18 protein-coding genes are annotated in these 18,497 nt (G+C 46.0%); 11 read left to right on the forward strand and 7 right to left on the reverse strand.

All coding sequences use genetic code 11. The features are described from left to right. The first annotated feature begins 37 nt into the window (after positions 1–37). Positions 38–805: an ABC transporter ATP-binding protein gene (locus tag ACIFSR_RS08275; RefSeq protein WP_430056577.1), complete on the forward strand. Its 768-nt coding sequence runs from the start codon at positions 38–40 to the stop codon at positions 803–805. After that, positions 777–2,660, forward strand: coding sequence for an FtsX-like permease family protein (locus ACIFSR_RS08280; RefSeq protein ID WP_430056579.1), 1,884 nt, complete (start codon positions 777–779; stop codon positions 2,658–2,660). The genes ACIFSR_RS08275 and ACIFSR_RS08280 overlap by 29 nt, the downstream gene beginning before the upstream one ends. 58 nt (positions 2,661–2,718) lie before the next feature. Here the strand turns inward: ACIFSR_RS08280 and ACIFSR_RS08285 are convergent, their stop codons facing one another. Beyond that, complete coding sequence (locus ACIFSR_RS08285; RefSeq protein ID WP_430056582.1) at positions 2,719–4,746, reverse strand: acyltransferase family protein; 2,028 nt, start codon at positions 4,744–4,746, stop codon at positions 2,719–2,721. Positions 4,747–4,762: 16 nt separating this feature from the next. Between ACIFSR_RS08285 and ACIFSR_RS08290 the strand changes: the two genes are divergently transcribed. From ACIFSR_RS08290 to ACIFSR_RS08300, 3 genes are all read left to right on the forward strand, one after another. Beyond that, positions 4,763–4,915 carry a hypothetical protein gene (locus tag ACIFSR_RS08290; protein ID WP_339205563.1) on the forward strand — a complete coding sequence of 51 codons (153 nt, stop codon included), beginning with the start codon at positions 4,763–4,765 and terminating at the stop codon, positions 4,913–4,915. Positions 4,916–5,048: 133 nt separating this feature from the next. Further along, the gene (locus ACIFSR_RS08295) at positions 5,049–6,290 is read left to right on the forward strand and encodes a hypothetical protein (RefSeq protein WP_430056585.1); all 1,242 of its coding nucleotides are present in this window, start codon (positions 5,049–5,051) and stop codon (positions 6,288–6,290) included. A 151-nt stretch (positions 6,291–6,441) separates the two neighbouring features. Next, complete coding sequence (locus ACIFSR_RS08300) at positions 6,442–6,822, forward strand: VOC family protein (RefSeq protein WP_430057077.1); 381 nt, start codon at positions 6,442–6,444, stop codon at positions 6,820–6,822. Between the two features lie 91 nt (positions 6,823–6,913). Here ACIFSR_RS08300 and ACIFSR_RS08305 read toward each other — a convergent pair whose 3' ends face one another. Both ACIFSR_RS08305 and ACIFSR_RS08310 read right to left on the reverse strand, forming a co-directional pair. Next, the gene (locus tag ACIFSR_RS08305) at positions 6,914–7,429 is read right to left on the reverse strand and encodes a DUF4309 domain-containing protein (RefSeq protein ID WP_430056588.1); all 516 of its coding nucleotides are present in this window, start codon (positions 7,427–7,429) and stop codon (positions 6,914–6,916) included. Positions 7,430–7,631: 202 nt separating this feature from the next. Then, on the reverse strand, positions 7,632–8,600 hold the full coding sequence (locus tag ACIFSR_RS08310; RefSeq protein ID WP_339209785.1) for an MraY family glycosyltransferase: 969 nt from the start codon (positions 8,598–8,600) through the stop codon (positions 7,632–7,634). Between the two features lie 226 nt (positions 8,601–8,826). On the opposite strand from ACIFSR_RS08310, the gene ACIFSR_RS08315 reads away from it, so the two are divergent. From ACIFSR_RS08315 to ACIFSR_RS08330, 4 genes are all read left to right on the forward strand, one after another. Next, entirely contained in the window at positions 8,827–9,732 is a 906-nt protein-coding gene (locus tag ACIFSR_RS08315) for an NAD(P)/FAD-dependent oxidoreductase (RefSeq protein WP_430056592.1), read from the forward strand. A 193-nt stretch (positions 9,733–9,925) separates the two neighbouring features. Further along, entirely contained in the window at positions 9,926–10,735 is an 810-nt protein-coding gene (locus tag ACIFSR_RS08320) for a GNAT family N-acetyltransferase (RefSeq protein ID WP_430056594.1), read from the forward strand. A 29-nt stretch (positions 10,736–10,764) separates the two neighbouring features. Continuing rightward, positions 10,765–11,703, forward strand: coding sequence for a helix-turn-helix transcriptional regulator (locus ACIFSR_RS08325; protein ID WP_339205553.1), 939 nt, complete (start codon positions 10,765–10,767; stop codon positions 11,701–11,703). 65 nt (positions 11,704–11,768) lie between these two features. Next, a complete protein-coding gene (locus ACIFSR_RS08330) occupies positions 11,769–12,251 on the forward strand; it encodes a GyrI-like domain-containing protein (protein ID WP_339205552.1) in 483 nt (160 codons plus the stop codon). Positions 12,252–12,321: 70 nt separating this feature from the next. On the opposite strand, the gene ACIFSR_RS08335 is transcribed toward ACIFSR_RS08330, so the two are convergent. The 4 genes from ACIFSR_RS08335 to ACIFSR_RS08350 form a co-directional block, all read right to left on the reverse strand. Next, the gene (locus tag ACIFSR_RS08335; RefSeq protein WP_339205551.1) at positions 12,322–12,888 is read right to left on the reverse strand and encodes a beta-class carbonic anhydrase; all 567 of its coding nucleotides are present in this window, start codon (positions 12,886–12,888) and stop codon (positions 12,322–12,324) included. An 81-nt stretch (positions 12,889–12,969) separates the two neighbouring features. Further along, positions 12,970–15,123: a YhgE/Pip domain-containing protein gene (locus ACIFSR_RS08340; RefSeq protein WP_430056598.1), complete on the reverse strand. Its 2,154-nt coding sequence runs from the start codon at positions 15,121–15,123 to the stop codon at positions 12,970–12,972. Between the two features lie 165 nt (positions 15,124–15,288). After that, entirely contained in the window at positions 15,289–16,296 is a 1,008-nt protein-coding gene (locus tag ACIFSR_RS08345; protein WP_430056600.1) for an LLM class flavin-dependent oxidoreductase, read from the reverse strand. 101 nt (positions 16,297–16,397) lie between these two features. After that, positions 16,398–17,117 carry a 3-ketoacyl-ACP reductase gene (locus ACIFSR_RS08350; protein WP_339205548.1) on the reverse strand — a complete coding sequence of 240 codons (720 nt, stop codon included), beginning with the start codon at positions 17,115–17,117 and terminating at the stop codon, positions 16,398–16,400. Positions 17,118–17,393: 276 nt separating this feature from the next. Here ACIFSR_RS08350 and ACIFSR_RS08355 point away from each other — a divergent pair, with 276 nt between their 5' ends. Both ACIFSR_RS08355 and hxlA read left to right on the forward strand, forming a co-directional pair. Next, positions 17,394–17,729, forward strand: coding sequence for a winged helix-turn-helix transcriptional regulator (locus tag ACIFSR_RS08355; protein WP_430056603.1), 336 nt, complete (start codon positions 17,394–17,396; stop codon positions 17,727–17,729). A gap of 131 nt (positions 17,730–17,860) precedes the next feature. Continuing rightward, a complete protein-coding gene (gene hxlA, locus ACIFSR_RS08360) occupies positions 17,861–18,493 on the forward strand; it encodes a 3-hexulose-6-phosphate synthase (protein ID WP_076266387.1) in 633 nt (210 codons plus the stop codon). Positions 18,494–18,497 lie beyond the last annotated feature (4 nt).

Raw genomic sequence — 18,497 nt, forward strand, 5'->3', positions numbered from 1 at the left:
CATATTAACTGTTTTCCTCTTGAAAGGAGATCTAAGTATGCTGCATGTAAGACAGGTTAGTAAAATATATGAAGGTAAAATGTCCTATCGGGCTTTGACCGACATTAATTTAACGATTGATGATGGTGATTTTGTTGGGATTATGGGCCCCTCTGGAAGCGGGAAAACAACGCTGCTGAACTTAATTGCAACGATTGACGAGCCGACAACGGGAGACATATCATTTCACGGCAAAACGACCAGCAAGCTGGACAAAAATGAGTTAGCTATATTTCGCCGCCGTGAGCTTGGATTTGTTTTTCAGGATTTCAATCTGCTTCACACCTTGACGGTTGAGGAGAATATTGTACTGCCGCTGACTCTGGATGGCAACAAGGTTAGCGAAATGAAGAAAAAAGTAAAAGCCATAGCAGAGAAGCTAGGCATTACAGAGATTATGGATAAACGCATGTATGAAATATCTGGGGGGCAGGCACAGCGAGCAGCGATAGCAAGGGCTATGATTCACTCTCCCAAGCTGCTGCTGGCAGATGAGCCGACAGGAAATCTTGACTCCAAAGCAGCGAAGGATGTTATGGAACTGCTGGAGAAAATTAACCGCGAGCAGAAAGCAACAATGATGCTGGTCACGCATGATGCGGTGGCTGCTAGTTATTGCAATCGCGTTATTTTCATTAAGGACGGCAGGTTCTATACGGAAATCCATCGGGGTGACAATCGTCAAACCTTCTTCCAAAAAATTATCGATACGCTTTCGCTGTTAGGAGGATATCACAATGACGTTTCGCCAGTTCGCATTCCGTAACGTCACTCGTAACAAACGGCTATATGCAGGTTATTTCCTCAGCAGTCTATTTACAGTGATGGTTTTCTTTACTTTTTCTATCTTTGCATATCACCCTGTCCTTAGCGGGGAAAATATTCATTCCAGCGCTACGTTTGCGCTTTCTGTATCCAAGTGGATTATTTATGTATTTTCCTTCTTTTTTGTTCTGTACTCCATGAGTGCATTTCTACAATCGCGCAAAAGAGAATTTGGGCTGATGATCATGCAGGGCATGACCACTGTCCAGCTCCGTCTGATGATTTTTTTGGAAAATATGATTATTGGCCTATTTGCCATTATCGGCGGCATTGGTTTGGGACTTGTGTTTGCAAAGGCGATTTTGCTTGCAGGGGAAAATGTTCTTACCATCAATGAAAAGCTATCCTTTTATATTCCTTATAAGGCTATTGCCCTCACTCTGGTTTCATTTTTGATTCTATTTATTCTCATCTCTTTTTTTATTTCTACCGTACTGCGCAGCGGGCAGCTGGTTACGCTATTAAAGGCAAACAAGCAAGCGAAAAGTGAGCCAAAGTCATCCTTCCTTCTTTCCATGCTAGTACCAATCTTGATTGGAGCAAGCTACTTTCTTAGTTTACGAGCCGATGGGACCGAGGCTATTTTTCTGCTCATTCCGGTTACGATCATGGTTTGCATCGGCACCTACCTGCTGTTTACACAGCTTAGCGTTTATATCATTCGGAAGCTAAAGAGTATGGAATCGATTTTTTGGCTCAAAACGAATATGCTGCTTTTTTCCGATCTCGCCTACCGCTTGAAGGACAACGCGCGTTCGTTCTTTCTGGTCGCTATTATTTCCACTGTCTCGTTTTGTGCGATAGGCTCGCTTTATGGATTTCAATCCATTATAGGCGGAGATCATGTTAAGGGGAATCCTTATCTATTCACCTACCGGACAACGACGGATGGAGATAGCATCGAGCAAGAGCATATGGAGCAGATTGATCGCACACTGAAAGAATCGAACATCGCAAATGAAAAAGAAATGCTTAAGCTTGGTTATTACAAGGCCTCCAATAGCGATAAAATGATTGTAGTGGTTAAGCAATCCGACTATAACCATTTGGCCGAATTAATGAAAATAGATAAGATTAAGCTTTCAGGCGGCAAAGCAGCGGTTGTCGACTTTGGGTTGTCACGAGCGGGTAAAGCAATGCTTAACGAGCCATTTACGCTGCAGCCTAGTGTTGTGATTGAAGCCAATCGAGCTGTTGTATCGCCAGCGGTACATGGTTTCAGCGGCTATTTCATTGTATCGGATGAACAATTTGCAAAACTCCAGCCTCCAGTACAAGAGAGCCATTATTATGCATGGCATGGACCACTGCGGCAGAAAGAAGCCATAAAGGCAGGCGGTAAGCTTACGAATCTTATTCCCTATAGCGATAAATATGAGTTTTACGCGCTTGAATTTCAAAATTCCGTGTTAAGCGAGCGCTTTGGCCCGATACTGTTCATTGGTTTGTTTATCGGAATCGTGTTTTTTGTCTCCGCAGGCAGTTTTCTTTATTTCCGCCTGTACAGCGATTTGGATGATGATAGGCAGAAGTTCAAAGCGGTTTCGAAAATGGGCCTAAGCGACAAAGAGCTTGCAAAAATACTGAATCGACAAATTATATTGCTATTCTTTGCACCAATCGTGGTGGCATTAGTACATGGGGCTGTTGCCCTCATGACACTATCCAACATGTTTAAATACTCGCTGCTCAAGGAATCCATACTCGTGCTTGGCCTATTTTTTATCGTTCAAGTCATTTACTTCTTCATCGTTCGTTTCTTCTATATTAGGCAGGTAAAGATGGCGCTTGCCTAATTGAGCATCATAAAGAAAGAGTGCTTCGGAGGCGATTACACCTTCAAAGCACTCTTCTTTATTTGTCTAATGCTTTAATGAGCAGGTCTGCATAAAACTGTGCTCCATGCTTTTTCAAATGCACGCCATCAGCGGCAAAAAAGTCCTTTTTCCCTTTGCTTGCTGTATACCAGTCTACAATGGTCACGTTCTCCGTCTTTTTCGCTGTGGCTGCGAGCATTTTATTTACGGAATCCTGCCATTTGCGCGGGACACGCGTATTGATGAATATGATTTGACGTTCTGTGCCTAACGTGTCAAGAAGCTCATTCATCTGTTTTGTCGTAAAGGCACCGTTCGTTCCGAGCTGAATGACAACCGTATTTCCTAGCTGGTCATTTTTTTTCAAGCCCTCGATCACATCTAATGCCTGCCCAAACTGTCTTCCTATTTTTCCATCAACCACGATACCCGGAACCAGCTTCTCTAGGAATGGTTCAGCATCCAATAGGACGGAATCACCGATTGCTGTCACGCTGTTTTGATCGATAGGGGTGACAGTCGGTTTGTCTGGTACAGGCTTCTGATCTTTGTTTCCCTGTGCGGGATTGCTGGTTGGTTTGTCATTAACAGTGGGTACAGGTTTTGGCTTACTGCCATCGGTACCGTTCACAATGGTATCAACTTTCGGCTGCTCGGGATCGGTGATAGACGGTTCGGTTTTATCCGTTCCTGTACCCGGAGCCGTATTAGATTGACCAGGTTGTTCCGTCGCTTGCGGAGGCGTTTGTTTTTCTGGTTCAGCTGGCTTCGGCTCGATCACAGCCTCATGTTGTCCAGTCTTGTCGGGCGCAACTACAGATTTTTCATTGTTCGTGCTATCGCCGCTGGCTGACTGCAAATTCACACTGCTTGTGCAGGATACGCTCGAGAATACAATGACAAGCACGGCGAGATAACTGCTAGCTTTTTTTAATCCAATCCGCTCCGTTATTTGCTGTTTAAACAGGGAATATATTTTTCCAAGCGCACCATGCCTTATAGGCTCCTCTATAAACCGCCAAGAAAGCTCAGCAAGTACGAACGTTAGGATTACTTGAATAATTGCTCTTAAAGGATGCAGCTCCCCGCTCTCGGCCGTTGGAGTCGTTAACACGATAATTGGATAATGGTATAAATAAATGCCGTAGGAACGGACGCCGATCCATGCAAGCACTTTACTTCCGATTACATTTGCGAATTTACTTGCGGGATGGGCGAGTGCAGCCACGACAACCGCAGTAGCAAGGGAGAACAGCACCATGCCTCCACGATATAGAAAAGAATCATACTCATTGGTCTGATTAATCATAACCAAAATGATGACGAAGCCGAATGTGCCTACAGCATCCATAAACATGCGGCTGCGTGCAGACAAGGTCGATGACAGCTTCCAACTCGGCCAAACGATAGCAAGCGCTGCACCAATGAGAAGGGCAAAGGCTCTGGTGTCCGTCCCATAGTAAACACGGCTTGGATCAACACCCGGCTGGTAAAGCAGTATCATCGCACCGGCTGATACCGCAGCTGCCGCCAGTGTCCACAGCGCAAGTTTGCCCCGTTTTGGAGAGAAGCGGATAACGGCTAACAGCACGAGGGGCCACAATAAATAAAATTGTTCTTCCACTGCAAGCGACCATAAATGGCCGAACGGTGAAGCGGGGCCGAAGCTCTCGAAGTAGGAAACCTCATGGAAAATAAGGTACCAGTTGCTTATATAAAGAAGCGCTGACCCGATATCGCCTTTTAGAGACAATAACCGGCCTGTATCACTAATCAACAGCCATAATGAAACGACAGCTATCATGAGAAACATCGCAGGCAGCAATCGCCTAGCTCGGCGAATAAAAAACGTTTTGAGATCTAATTTCTTGGAAGGATGAAGCTGTTTCAGCAAAATGTCCGTGATTAGATATCCAGAGAGGACAAAAAACATAGTAACCCCGAGCAGTCCGCCCGGTACCCATTGCAAGTTCAAGTGATAAGCGATGACGGCAAGAACGGCAATGGCGCGCAAGCCATCCAGTCCCGGCATATAGCGACTACTGTTGCCGATTGGTTTAGGCATGGCGGAATCCTCCTACATGAATTTGAATGGGGAGAATTGCAGCAAGGTCGATGAGAATAAGACGGTGGAAAAAGCGATGATTACGAATAATACCGATGGTAAAAATGGTGTTCAGCCCCTCTGGATGATGAATCGTTGTAAATCAATTATATGGCGGCAGCTAAAATAATTCGTAACAGAACAGTTACAAATCGGTATCAAACTGGAAACAAAAAAAACGAAAAGTTACATAACGAATAAATGCATGTTTCCACCAGTAAAGGGAACCGTAACCACAAGTATTTTTTTGGGAGGTTCCCTAGATGAGAATCGTAAAATTTTGGATCGCTTCGTTTTTTGCGTTGTTATTTATGACGAGTGGAGCAGATATTGCAGCGGCACCGAATGGGGAACAAGAACAACTTCTAAGGGCTGCTTTTGTGCGAAATGGCGAGCTTTGGCTAAAGACAGGTCAAGTGGAGAAGAAGCTTGCAAGTGGACCTCTTGTGCGCAATCCCAAGTGGTCATTCGATGGAGAATGGCTTGCATATACGCAGGGAGATGCAGAGCAAGAGCTATGGGTGCTGCATTTGCCAACAGGCAGGAGCAAGCTCGTCGCTGCAAATGTCGGCAAAAATTTTCAATGGGCACCGAAGAATAAGCTGCTGGCATATCAGATAAAGGATCAACTGCAATACGTTGATGCGAGCTCGCCGGACAAACCGCTTGGTTCCGCTGCTGCCATAGATAATTTCTCATGGCTGCCGTATGGTAAAGGTTTTTTTGCTTCTTCACAGTCAGAGCTGCTCCCGGATGGATGGACGCCGATCCATCTTTATCAAATACCACTTCGTACAATGGATGATCCTCGCACCTATACAACCGTTCATGTGCTGCCAGCACCATCTGACGATTTTTTTGCGGTCGGCACGAGCGAGTTCAAATGGTCCGCTGATGGTCGATGGATCGCATTTCTTGCTAAGCCAACCGCGTCGTTATCGGCCGATAGCAACATCCTTTGTGTGATTTCAACTGACGGCGTTGTATTTCGTACACTTGATGAGATGGTGAATAATCCCCAGTGGTTCTCATGGGCAAAGAGCGGCAGCCGGCTCGCTTACATTGCAGGGATCGGGCGCGAGGCCACCAGCAATAAACAGCTAAAGGTGCTGGAAGTAACCTCAGAGAAGGGGGCTGCGTACACGCCTAAGCATTTCGTTGATCAAGCATTTGTTTGGCAGGATTTGCAGCATATTATTGTGTCGAGAGCAGCGGAATCTAAGCCGGATGGCGATCAACGCCTTGCAGCATTTCCTTACTTAGTGAGGGTGGATCTGAATAATGGCGTGCAAAAACATTTGACTAAGCCCTCCCGAAAGCATGGCGCTTATAACCCGGTAGTTCTTCATTCGAAGCTCTTTTGGGTGAGGGATGATCATACTACAGCAGATGTAATCATGGCGGACATAGATGGACACCATGCAGTGGAATGGATAAAAGGTATCGACCAAGCAGATTCTTATTATGGACAATGGGACTGGTCTGAGGTGATTGCATTCTATTGAGTGCATCATAACGTATGCCGCAAAGATCATAATATGCTCAATTGATAACCTATTCTACATGCTATAATATAAGGAGGTAATGGAGACAAGCTGGCTGAGGAACGCCCAGTTCAATTATGATAATTACTTAATCAAGGGAGTGGAACAATCAATGATTAGTAAAGTCGGTCAAATCATGCTGTATGTAGATAACCAAGATAAGGCAGTGGAGTTTTGGACAGAAAAAGTAGGCTTTCAAGTCATTTCTGAAGAAAATAACGGCCAAGGTTTTCGATATATTGAAATTGCTCCTACAAAGGATTCAGAAACAACGATTATTTTACATAATAAGGAATTCGTTGCAAAAATGTCACAAGGATTAAATCTTGGTACACCATCTTTAATGTTTTTTACGGAAAACTTCGAACAGTTGCATGGCGACCTGTCAAATAAAAGTGTCACTGTCGGTGACATTGTAACGATGCCTTCTGGAAGAGTATTCAACTTTGCAGATGATGAAGCAAACTACTTTGCTGTAATGGAGAAAAAGTAATATTCTCCTCCAATTTCATTGTATTTGGAAACGAATGCTCTATAAAACAGCGGCAGTCTTTCGAGACTGCCGCTGTTTTTGCAATGACAAGTTAATTCATACTCTTTATTCGGACAATCCCTTCAGTTGATGCCGCGTCTTCGTACATAAAATATAAAGAATAATCTCCTGTTGTATAACTAATGCCATATTCATCATACCCGCCATCAGAATTGCCTTCGGAATCTGGTTCTCCCAAAACCCTTTTAACCTGTTCTACGGATTCGTTTATTTTTATATCGATTACACCTATCTTATTTTCGTCCCAAATATAGAAGTAGCAGTTATCATATTTTAAATAATCAGCATTTTCAAATCCAACCTCGTCAGGCTGTCCATAGGCTTGCTCTAGTTCGCTCCGAGAGTGATTTAAATTTACTTTCAAGCCCTTAAGCTGCCCTTTTTCGGCTGTTTCCAGAAGCTCATTGTCGAGGGTGAATCGACATGCATTGCCTTTACCCGTTTCTATTTGAGGTGTTGCAGGTTCCTCGGCTTTCGCACAAGCAGAGAGGAGGAGCATCGATAGTAAAAGGCATATTCCAGTGGTTTTGCTTATCCTACTTATCATAGAAAGGCCTCCAATAGTTCACTCGATATAACTATAAACGGGCCGAGTAAATGTAATGTTTCATTGTCAAAAAAAGAGTGCTTTCTAGTAGATAAATGGCTTTATGCCCATACTTGTTCGGCAATAATAAGATTGAATATAGTCAAACAAATAAAAGGGATGCTCTTAAGCGAATAAATTCGCTTGAGAGCATCCCTTTTTCTTATATCTGAACAAGCAGCAAAATGATAGATGATAAACATAAGCATGTGCTGACCAAGCATAGGAACATGACGACCTGCTTATGATTGAGGCCGGCCCGCAGCAAGCGATAATGCGCTTGGCTGGCATCTGCCTGATAGATCGCTTTGCCTTGCAGCATGCGCTTCACGACAACGAATATATTATCGAAGATCGGTACGCCGAGCGCCAGAATTGGGATAAACAACGACATCACGGTAGCTTGCTTAAACGCGCCGTCTAGTGCAATGACCGCCAAAATAAACCCAAGGAAGGTAGCTCCAGCATCGCCCATAAAGACTTTTGCAGGAGGTTTGTTATATCGCAGGTACGCAATCGTGACGCCTACTAAAATAATAGCCATGATGGCGGAATTGGATTGTCCTTTGGCCAGTGCTACAACGAACAGCGTTACGGCAGAAATCGCCGAAAGCCCGCCAGCGAGCCCGTCCATGCCATCGGAGAAGTTAATGACCGTCGTTACGCCAAAGATCCACAAAATCGTAAGCGTAAACTGCAAAATAACGGGAAGTAGCACATATTCGCCTGACAGCGGATTGTAAAAGCCGGTAAATGCGATGCCTGAAGCATAAACGAGCACCGCTGCTGATATTTGGACGATAAATTTAGGAAGCGACGGAAAGTCTTTGCCTTTCGTCTTGTACCAATCATCAACCGTGCCGATGAAGAGAAGCAGTACGCCGCCCAAAAATATGGCGCCAGTTTGTAGGGAGAAATCTCTTGTGACGAGCAAATAAGTAAAGAAAAATCCGATGAAAATAACATAACTAGCAGTAAGAGGGATCGGTTCCCTATGAAGTTTTCGCTCAACATCCTTGCGGGGCTTGTCCACAAAATCAAGACGGAAAGCCAGCTTTGCAAACGGAGGAATTAAGAAATAAACGATAGCAAAGGAAACTAACAAAGAGATTGCATATAAAATAATAGTCACCACCGTTAGTTAATGAAGGAACAACAGAATTATACAATTCGTGAAGAAAATTGTCGATTGGAGATTACATAAGTGAGAAGATATTAATCTTTAGAAGCTGCCTGCAGCACACCCTTCATTACACAATCAAGATGCATCCTTCCTGCCCAGATTGAATAAAGATAAGCGATAATTTGTTTAAACGTATCGGCTTGTTAATAGTTCGACTGATAAGGGAGCGATAGATATGAAGCTGGATTGTGCCATCATCGGCGGCGGGCCTGCTGGTTTAAATGCAGCGCTCGTGCTGGGCAGATCGCGAAGAGTTGTTATTGTATTTGATCACAATAAGCCTAGAAACGCGGTAACCCATGAGTCGCATGGCTTCATCACGCGAGATGGCATTGAGCCGCGCGAGCTTCGTCGATTAGCCCATGCAGATATTGCTAGGTATCCGTCGGTTACCATTAAGCCTGACAAAGTGACGGAGGTGCAGCGAAGCGAGATGGGCTTCCATCTGATGACAAGCAACGGCGTTATTTATCACGCTCGCACGCTTATTTTGGCAGCAGGTCTGAGGGAATCTTTGCCTGCTATCCCCGGCATACGAGATTTTTATGGAAGAAGCTTGTTCAGCTGCCCATACTGCGATGGCTGGGAGCTGCGTGATCAACCGCTCGTCGTCATTTCGGAGGGCTCGAATATTTTCAATTTGGCGAAAACGGTGTTTAACTGGAGTCGTAATGTAGTCGTTTGTACGAATGGAATGAACAGCCTTAGCTCGCAGCAGATCGGTCAACTAGGGCAAAGAGGGATTCAAGTGACGCAGCAAAAAATTAAAGCTCTCCATGGCGAGAATGGCCGCCTTCATCGTATCGTATTTGCGAATAACACCGAGATTGAGCGCACAGGCGGCTTTGTTACACCATCATGGGGTCAAGCAGCGCACTTCGGAGAAGCGCTCGGCTGTGCGATGACACAGGCAGGCGGCTTCGTTACGGACGATTACGGCAGAACGAGCATAAGGGGCATATATGCAGCAGGCGATTCTTCTATTATTGTACCTGCACAGCTTGTTGTCGCAGCCGGAGAAGGCAGCAAAGCTGCCATTGGGGTCAATACCGATTTGTCGCATCAGGATTTTGGATTTTAGCAGCTGAAGCGAGCGTGTATAATCGCAGCAATATCGTTATACCGATTAAGGATTTTTTGCTAAAATAAGGATTAGTTAATAGACATCGTTGTTACATCCCTACTCATTATGGGTATTGGTGTTGGACTGAATTAATTAGACGGCTCTAAAAGTATAGAGAGTGTTAATTATCAGCGAGAAAAGGAGGGATCCTATGTTAGAAAAACTGCATGCGGACGATCATGTTTTAAATCAATTTCCATTTATGCGAGAAGAGCTGCAATACAATCTGATTCATTTAATTACGGCATTGGAAGGCGCAACGAGCTTGAAGACGTCTGACGGACGGCTGCTCTTTGCAGGTTCGCCTGGTCATAACGCTTGGTTATGGCTATCGGAGGATTTGACAGAAGAGCGCAGAGACATACTTATGCAGGAGCTTATCGCTTATTACGAAGGTACGGATTTGCCGGGTATATGCGGAGCTCCGTCTACGGCAGAACCGTTCGCGAAAATGTATGCGGAGGCGAACCAGCTGCAATATCGCGCTTATATGTTGATGACTGCTTATTCATGCCCAAAGGTGATTAAGCCCATGAAGGTCAAAGGGAAAATGATTCAAGCAACACGCCAGCATGTAGAGCTTGTCGCTGAGTTTTTGGCTGGCTTCTCTGAGGACGCGTATGGGGCTTCGGTTATACCTGCCAGTCAGATGCCAGCTGCAGAGGGAATGGTCATGAGAGGCAATTTATATTTCTGGTCTGTTGATGAACTTCCAGTGGCTATGGCCAACATCGCTCATCGATCTCCGCGGCACGGACGGATCAATGCGGTTTATACGCCGTCTGTCCTTCGGAGAAACGGCTATGCCAGTGCGGTTGTAGCGGGAATTTGCGAAATTTTGGAGGAAGAGAACAGGGAGCCGATGCTGTATGCGGATAATAAAAACCCTGCTGCTAACAAAGTCTATCAAAATATAGGTTTTGTCCAGAGTGGGCCGATTGCTGAAATTAGATTTATGTAGATGCAAAAGCTTAGAAAGTAGGAACTGATTTGAAGATTGATCGTTTACTCGCGATGACGGTACTGCTGCTTAACCGGGGACGAATAAGCGCCAAGGAGCTGGCGGATCGTTTTGAAGTATCAACAAAAACAATTTACCGCGACATGGATACGTTAAGCCAGTCCGGCATTCCGGTGTTGGCTCATCAAGGGACAACGGGCGGGTTCGAGATTATGGAGCAATATACGCTGTCTCGTCACTATTTAACATTAGCAGAAATTTCGTCGCTTATAGCAGCCGTCAAAGGCATAGGCACCGCATTGGATGATGCGACCTATGCTGGTTTGCATGAGAAGGTAAGAGCATTGCTGCACAAATCGGATAAGCTTCAGAACGATCACCTTGGAGATAGCTTGGTTTTTGATTTGAACCCTTGGGGGCAGGGGCCAGCAGCGCGCGACAAGGTAAACTTGTTCAAGAAGGCGATTGAAGAGACACGGAAGGCGGAGCTCAGCTACATTAACATGAATGGCACGGAAACGGAGCGAGTGATTGAGCCGTATGCGCTTATTTTGAAGGGAAACATATGGTATTTGCAGGCTTATTGCACGCTTCGTGAGCAGTTCCGCGTATTCCGTTTATCGCGCATACAGAAGCTGAATCTATTGCTGGAGCGATTTGAACGCCGCGAGACACCTTCGCTGGACAGTTACTCATGGGATGTAGAATGGTCGAAAAATGCCGATACCATCGTAACGCTTATTTTCCAGCCGCAGGTGCGCCACCGTGTAGGAGATGCTTTCCATCCGGATCAAGTGACTGTATTAGCGGATGGAAGCTTGCGTGTGGAAGGCAAGCATACGATAGATGACTGGTTTTATGGGATGCTGCTAAGCTACGGCGATCAGGTTAAGGTTGAGCAGCCTCAGGCTCTCGTGGAGCAAATCATATTGCGAGCTCAAAATATTGTTAACCGTTATAAGAACTAAGACAGACAGCTGTCCAGTTTCCTACGGTAAAATAAGATCATACCAAGGAAATGGGGAAACAGCAGATGAATGATACCATTGCAGTAAAACCAGCAGTTACGCTTATAGGGGTAACAGCGCGCACGACGAATGCTCAGGAAACGGGAGCAAACGGACTTTTATCGGGTCTATGGGATTCGTATTTCAGCAGCGGTATTTCAGAACGAGCACAGGTGAATAACGGCCATCTTATCTATGCGCTGTATACGGATTATGAAAGTGATGCTAGTGGAGCCTATACGGTGCTTATCGGCCATGAGCGGGCAGATGCACAAGCCGAGCTGCCGGATGGACTAGAGCAAGCGACGGTTCCAGAGGCTAAATTTATGGTTTTTAAAACGAAGAAGGGTCCCGTTTATGAGGTTGTAGCGCAAGCATGGGGCGAGATTTGGGCGTTTTTCAAGCATTCGTCTATTGAGCGCACTTATGGCGGCGATTACGAGCTGTATGACGGCCGGACATTTGACCCTGCGAATGCGGAAGTCGACATCTATATTGCGATAAAATAAAAAACGGTTGTCCTATTGGCTGACTCAGCTCAGAGGACAACCGTTTTTTCTATTCTTTGCTTATGGTCAATTACTCTGCTTGATAATCCTGAACGAGAAGCTCCAGAGCGCCCGTTTCGGGGTCGAGTATAAAGCCGTGAACCGGAATGTCTTTTGGGAAGAGAGGATGCTTACGGATCAATTTGACGCTGTGCATGACGCCTTCTTCGGAACTTGCGAAGCCCCGCAAAAATTTATCCATGCGTATGCCTGAATTTTCGAGCGTTTCAATGGCAAGCGGATCGATGCCGTGATCTTGGAATTTGCTGACCATGCCTTCTGTATTGAGGTTGGTCATACCGCAGCCATGATGGCCAATGACGAGAACCTCGCGAGCCCCAAGCTCGTACACGGCGATGAGGATGCTGCGCATCGCGCTTCCGAACGGCTGAGTCAGAATGGCGCCGGCATTTTTAATAAATTTGGCATCGCCATTTTTTAAATTTAATGCTTTTGGCAGAAGCTCTACAAGTCTAGTGTCCATACAAGTAAGAACTGCAATCTTCTTATCGGGAAATTTGTCAGTCAAATAGGCTTCATATTGTTTTTCCTCAACAAATTTTTTATTAAACTCCAATATTTGTGGAACCATGGACATATAATTGCCTCCTAACCCAAGATCGTTTTTCTATTGTTTATTTTATTATTCATAGAAAAAGGGGGCTAGTCAAATGTTTTGCTAATGAATTAATCCGCTCTGCTTTGCTTTTTCCAGCATTTTGGTAGAATAGCGGTTAATCCATTTCTTCAGTGCTAGGCCAATCAGCAGTGCAGCACCAGCAAAAAGGGCAAGAGCAATTAAATCTCTGGCAACGATATCCCATAAGATACCGCCCACCGCTTCGCGCATCATGCTGATCGCGTAGGTGAAGGGCAGGAAGGGGTGAATCGCTTGAAAAAACGGCGGTGTAACTTGAATTGGGAACGTGCCTCCAGATCCAGCAAGCTGAAGCACGAGCAAAACAATAGCCATTGCCTTGCCGACATTGCCAAATACGGATACAAGCGTGTACACAATCAACATGAACACCGCGCTCAAAATAACGCCAAACAGCACAAACCATATTTTGTCGGCGACATAAGCCTTAAGCAGCCATATATCGCCGATCGTAACAAGCAGCGACTGTACAATCGCAATCGTAAGGAAGGTCAGGTAACGCCCAAAATAGACGTGATAGCTGCGGTATGCGGTTTCTGCTGTGGAATATACGTCCACACTAAGCAGTGAAACGAGCAGCAGCGCACCAACCCATAGCGATAGCGTTGTGAAAAATGGCGACATGGCTGAACCGTAATTCGGTATCGGAAATAGGCGATTTTCCTTCAGTATAACCGGCTCAGCGAAAAAAGCACCCTCGCGTTCAGCGTCATTTTTGAGCAAATCAACAAGCTCATTTAAATTGCCTTCCTTCTCCAAGTCACGAATCCGCTGTGCGAGCCCTTTGATTTTTTGCTCTGCTGCGGGTAAGTTTTTTTGAATGTTGGCCATTTCCTTGCCGCCAAGCTCTAGTCCCTTAGCGGCGTCGCTTACGATGGATGCAGCACTCGGAATGACCTTGTTTGCTTCCGCTAATATGGACTCTGCGGTTGCAGCAGATTTTTTCGCTTTGTCCGCAGCTTGTTTGATATGCGGCAAAATTTCACTGTCATAACGGCCCAGCACGTCCGTTAAGAACGAAGAGGTTTCCTTGGATAAGATGCCGAGACGATCAATTAGCGTTTGCGCTGGCTTCTCGCCCTTTTCGATTGCCGACCGGATTTGCTTAACAATCGTAAGCTGCTGCTGAAACCTTGTGTTCACCTGTTTTAGTCGATCAATGGTCGACACGATTACTTTGCTTGGTGCCAAATCATTCAAGCGATCGAGCAAATTCAGCATCCCATCAATGACGATGATGGAGCTTGTGAGGCGCTGCTCTGCCAGCTCCAAGCTCTTTTTTACCACTTCAGGATCTATGTTCGTATCCTGTAATATGCCGACAAGCTCCTCTACTGAGTTGGCCGTTTCCAGCAGCAGCTGCAAATCCTGCTTAATAAGCGGGCCAGCCGTATCGAGTGCCGATTTGCTTTGGTCAAAAAAAGTACCAAGCTGCTTGGAGAAAGCTTCGCCGTCCTTGGCGAGCTGGGCAGCTTTTGGCAGCTCCGTTTGAACGGTTGCAACGATTTTTTTCGATTTTTCAATATCGGTAACCGCTAGTGCGACGGCGTCATTAATCTGAGGGAACAATGATTCCAGCTTGAATACAGTACTGCGAACCTGCTCAATCGCTGGTTTGTTCTCCTCGAGCTCAATGCCTATTTGATTGAATATACGAAAAATCGTTTCGTTAGCGGTTTTGACGAAGCTTGCGCGGACCTGCTCAATGATGCCGCTCGCACCCTTCTGGGCGATTTTTGGCGATACGGCATTGATCTTCTCATTTACCGCGTAATCGAGCTCTGCTTGTTGAAGATTGTTCGATAGCACCGTGGCCATTTTGGCAGAAAAATCGGGCGGAATGGTGATGCTGGCATAATAGTCGCCATGCTTAACGCCTTCAATGGCCTTGTTGCCCTCTACGAACACCCAGCCAATTTTTTTATTTTCCTTCAAGGAGGCTATAATTTCGTCTCCAACTTTGATGGGCGTCCCATGCAGCACAGCGCCTTCATCGTTGTTCACGACGGCTATGGCAAGCGAACTGGTCTGGCCGTATGGGTCCCAAGACGCTTCAATGTTGAACCAAGCATATAAAGACGGCAAAAAAGCGAGTCCGACGATGACGATGGCAGCTGCGCTGTTCCGGAAAATACTGCGAAGATCTTTGGCGTAAATAGCGAATATAGGCCCCATGTTCTCCCACCTTCAACAATGATTTACTTAGTATTGCTGAATAGTCCAAAAACTACACCACAGAATTGTCGCTGGTATCCATGGGAGTACAGGTGAGCATAGAAAAAGCAGCATCCAAAGCGTTTTACGCCTCGGATACTGCTCTTGGTTTGATTATTATATTGCTCAGCTTTCGTTAAAAATTTCAGCGAGCAGCTCATAGGAGCGAAGGCGCGCTGCATGATCATAAACTTGGCTAACGACAATTAACTCATCAGCGCCAGTCTGTTCAATCATGGCGCTCAGCTTGTCTTTAACCGTTGCTTTGGTGCCGGCAATGGTGAAGCTGAGCTGCTTTTGAACGATCATTTTCTCCTGCTCGTTCCATAGGCCATCCATGGTGTCAACTGGCGGGTTCAGCTGCCCCATGCGTCCTCTTATTAGGTTCAGGAAGGCTTGCTCCTGAGAGGTAGCTAGGAATTTAGCGGCTTCATCGGAATCAGCGACAATGACGTTCAAACCAACCATCGCATATGGTTTATCCAGCACCTCCGATGGACGGAAGTTGTCGCGATACAGCTTCAATGCGGGCAGCAGGAAATCCGGCGCAAAATGGCTAGCAAAAGCAAACGGGAGGCCATGGTGACCAGCAAGCTGTGCGCTAAAGCCGCTGGAGCCAAGCAGCCAGATCGGAACATCTAGACCCTCGCCGGGAACAGCCCTTGGCAATACGCCGCGTGATTCAGCGCTCGGATGGAAGTAATGGCGCAGCTCGTTCAGCTGCTCTGGGAAATCCTCGCCGTTGCTGCCAAGTCCGCGGCGCAGCGCGCGGGCAGCCACTTGATCAGAGCCTGGCGCTCTTCCAAGCCCAAGGTCGATACGGCCTGGATACATGGATTCGAGCGTACCGAACTGTTCGGCAATGACGAGCGGTGCGTGATTCGGAAGCATAATGCCGCCAGAGCCCACGCGGATTTTTTCTGTTCCAGCAGCTACGTAGCCGATAACAACTGAAGTGGCAGAGCTTGCGATGCCAGGCATATTATGATGCTCGGCGAGCCAGAACCGATTGTAGCCCCATTTATCAGCGTGCTGGGCTAGTTCAAGTGTGTTGCGGAATGAATGAGCGGGCGAGCTGCCGGTTACGATTGGTGCAAGATCTAATATCGAAAAGGGAATATTGTGTATAGACATCGTTGAATTTACCTCCCATGTAGCGCACAGCGGGATGCTGCTGTACGGATAGTTTAAAACCCCAGCGCCAGCAAGGGCGTGGGGCATTATGCTTAAGTCTATTACTGTGGGTTTGTTGTCCAGATTCCTGCGGCTTTAATAAATACGCGATCAGGCAGCTTCAACGTTGCAAGAACCAGCGCAGCCATATCCTCAGCTTGCATCATGCGATCCTCGTCACCAATTTTCAGGCCAGCATTTGAAGCAAGCTCTGTATTGACTGTACTTGGTGTTAGGGCTGTTACACGAATGTTGGATTTGCGGACCTCTTGCATAAGCGCCTCAGTCATGCCCATGACAGCAAACTTGGAAGCACAGTAAGCGGAGCCGGTTGCAAAACCGCGTTCGCCAGCCGTAGAAGCGATATTGATGATGCTTCCGCCGCTTTGCTCCAGCATAGTTGGAAGTGCAGCGCGAGTTACATAGTAGGTTCCGAGCACATTCGTTTGGATGATGCGCTCCCACTGCTCGTGATCCATTTCAAGCAGTGTGCCGAACGTACCGATTCCTGCATTGTTAATTAGAATATCGATGGAGCCTAAGCTCTCTTTGAGTGATGCAATCGCTTGATCGACATCCGATTTAACAGCGATATCAGCAGTTGCAATGAAAACCTTAACCCCGTAAGTGCTTGAAAGGGAGTCTTTCAATGCTTCCAAGTCGGCGCTTGTACGAGCAATGATGCCAAGGTTGACACCCTCTGCAGCTAAAGCAACAGCAATCGCTTTGCCGATGCCTTTTCCTGCGCCGGTAATGATAGCTGATCTATTTTTTAATTCCATGGTTATCTCTCCTCTATTCATTGTAGATTGCTTGATTCGTATGAAGCGGCATAGATATGATATCCTCATAACAAGGAATTTACTACGTTGTGTCTTATTATTGAGCTATATTCTAAGGATTGCAAGTACCAACTTTATATTTGAAAATAGGACAGAATGATGATGGCGCTTTCTCATAATGCCAGTTATCATGCGATTTTCTGGTGAATTAGACAGGCAGCGTAGTGATTGCATATGTAGATTTGTATAGTGTTTTGACGAAAGGAGCCGCTCACATTGGGAGATCAGCATTTTAAAGAAACTGTAGAGTTGACCTTGAAAGTCATAGGCGGGAAATGGAAGCCAGTTATTCTTTGTCATTTGACTTCAAGAACGCATCGATTCGGCGAGCTGAAGCGGGAGATGCCGGCCATTACCCAAAAAATGCTTACGCAGCAGCTGCGTGAATTAGAGGAAGATGCGATCATTGATCGCAAGGTGTATGTGCAGGTGCCGCCTAAGGTAGAGTACTCTTTAACAGAGTACGGTTTAACGGTAAAGGAGCTGCTGAACGTCATGTCGAAATGGGGCGAGCAGCACCAAGAAAGAACAGCTGAGCTGCACGAAAAATGATAGAAATGGCTGCTCATAGTTCCCAAATGGGTACTACGTTACATAAAAGTGCGTACTTTTTTTTTTATCCGTAACTCTCTAGAATAGGCCTTGTGAGTGAAACAAACAGAACCTATGAGGAGTGAATATAGATGAAATTGCAATTAGCACTGGATCTTGTTGATATTCAAGGGGCTATTGAAGTTGTGAAGCAGGTTGAATCTTTTGTTGATGTCGTGGAAATTGGAACGCCGATCGTAATCAATGAAGGCTTGCATGCGGTCAAAGCGCTTAAGGAAGCTTTTCCTAACCTGACCGTACTTGCGGATTTGAAAATCATGGACGCAGGCGGCTACGAAGTGATGAAAGCTTCTGAAGCTGGTGCGGATATCGTAACGATTCTTGGTGTTGCAGAGGATGCGAGCATCAAGGGTGCCGTCGATGAAGCGAAGAAACAAGGAAAACAAATATTGGTTGATATGATTGCCGTTAAAAACTTGGCGGAGCGTGCGGCTGAAGTCGATGCACTCGGCGTTGATTATATTTGTGTTCATACGGGCTACGATCTGCAAGCGGCTGGTCAAAACTCCTTCGAGGACTTGCGCACTATTAAAGCAGTGGTCAAAAATGCAAAGGTAGCTGTGGCAGGCGGCATTAAGCTGAACACCTTGCCGGAAGTTATCGCTGCTGGTCCTGATCTTGTCATCGTAGGCGGCGGCATTACGGGACAAGCCGATATTAAAGCAGCAGCTGCCGAAATGCAGCAATTGATTAAGCAAGGTTAATTCG

The sequence above is a fragment of the Paenibacillus sp. NRS-1760 genome, assembly GCF_050467785.1.
In the GTDB taxonomy this organism is placed as follows: domain Bacteria; phylum Bacillota; class Bacilli; order Paenibacillales; family Paenibacillaceae; genus Pristimantibacillus.

What these genes read in the sequence shown, in the direction of transcription:
- ACIFSR_RS08305 (WP_430056588.1), bottom strand. Translation starts at nt 7,429, where the DNA reads ATGATAAGTAGGATAAGCAAAACCACTGGAATATGCCTTTTACTATCG.
- ACIFSR_RS08350 (WP_339205548.1), bottom strand. Translation starts at nt 17,117, where the DNA reads ATGGAATTAAAAAATAGATCAGCTATCATTACCGGCGCAGGAAAAGGC.
- ACIFSR_RS08295 (WP_430056585.1), top strand. Translation starts at nt 5,049, where the DNA reads ATGAGAATCGTAAAATTTTGGATCGCTTCGTTTTTTGCGTTGTTATTT.
- ACIFSR_RS08330 (WP_339205552.1), top strand. Translation starts at nt 11,769, where the DNA reads ATGAATGATACCATTGCAGTAAAACCAGCAGTTACGCTTATAGGGGTA.
- ACIFSR_RS08285 (WP_430056582.1), bottom strand. Translation starts at nt 4,746, where the DNA reads ATGCCTAAACCAATCGGCAACAGTAGTCGCTATATGCCGGGACTGGAT.
- ACIFSR_RS08290 (WP_339205563.1), top strand. Translation starts at nt 4,763, where the DNA reads ATGAATTTGAATGGGGAGAATTGCAGCAAGGTCGATGAGAATAAGACG.
- ACIFSR_RS08320 (WP_430056594.1), top strand. Translation starts at nt 9,926, where the DNA reads ATGTTAGAAAAACTGCATGCGGACGATCATGTTTTAAATCAATTTCCA.
- hxlA (WP_076266387.1), top strand. Translation starts at nt 17,861, where the DNA reads ATGAAATTGCAATTAGCACTGGATCTTGTTGATATTCAAGGGGCTATT.
- ACIFSR_RS08280 (WP_430056579.1), top strand. Translation starts at nt 777, where the DNA reads ATGACGTTTCGCCAGTTCGCATTCCGTAACGTCACTCGTAACAAACGG.
- ACIFSR_RS08345 (WP_430056600.1), bottom strand. Translation starts at nt 16,296, where the DNA reads ATGTCTATACACAATATTCCCTTTTCGATATTAGATCTTGCACCAATC.
- ACIFSR_RS08315 (WP_430056592.1), top strand. Translation starts at nt 8,827, where the DNA reads ATGAAGCTGGATTGTGCCATCATCGGCGGCGGGCCTGCTGGTTTAAAT.
- ACIFSR_RS08335 (WP_339205551.1), bottom strand. Translation starts at nt 12,888, where the DNA reads ATGTCCATGGTTCCACAAATATTGGAGTTTAATAAAAAATTTGTTGAG.
- ACIFSR_RS08275 (WP_430056577.1), top strand. Translation starts at nt 38, where the DNA reads ATGCTGCATGTAAGACAGGTTAGTAAAATATATGAAGGTAAAATGTCC.
- ACIFSR_RS08340 (WP_430056598.1), bottom strand. Translation starts at nt 15,123, where the DNA reads ATGGGGCCTATATTCGCTATTTACGCCAAAGATCTTCGCAGTATTTTC.
- ACIFSR_RS08300 (WP_430057077.1), top strand. Translation starts at nt 6,442, where the DNA reads ATGATTAGTAAAGTCGGTCAAATCATGCTGTATGTAGATAACCAAGAT.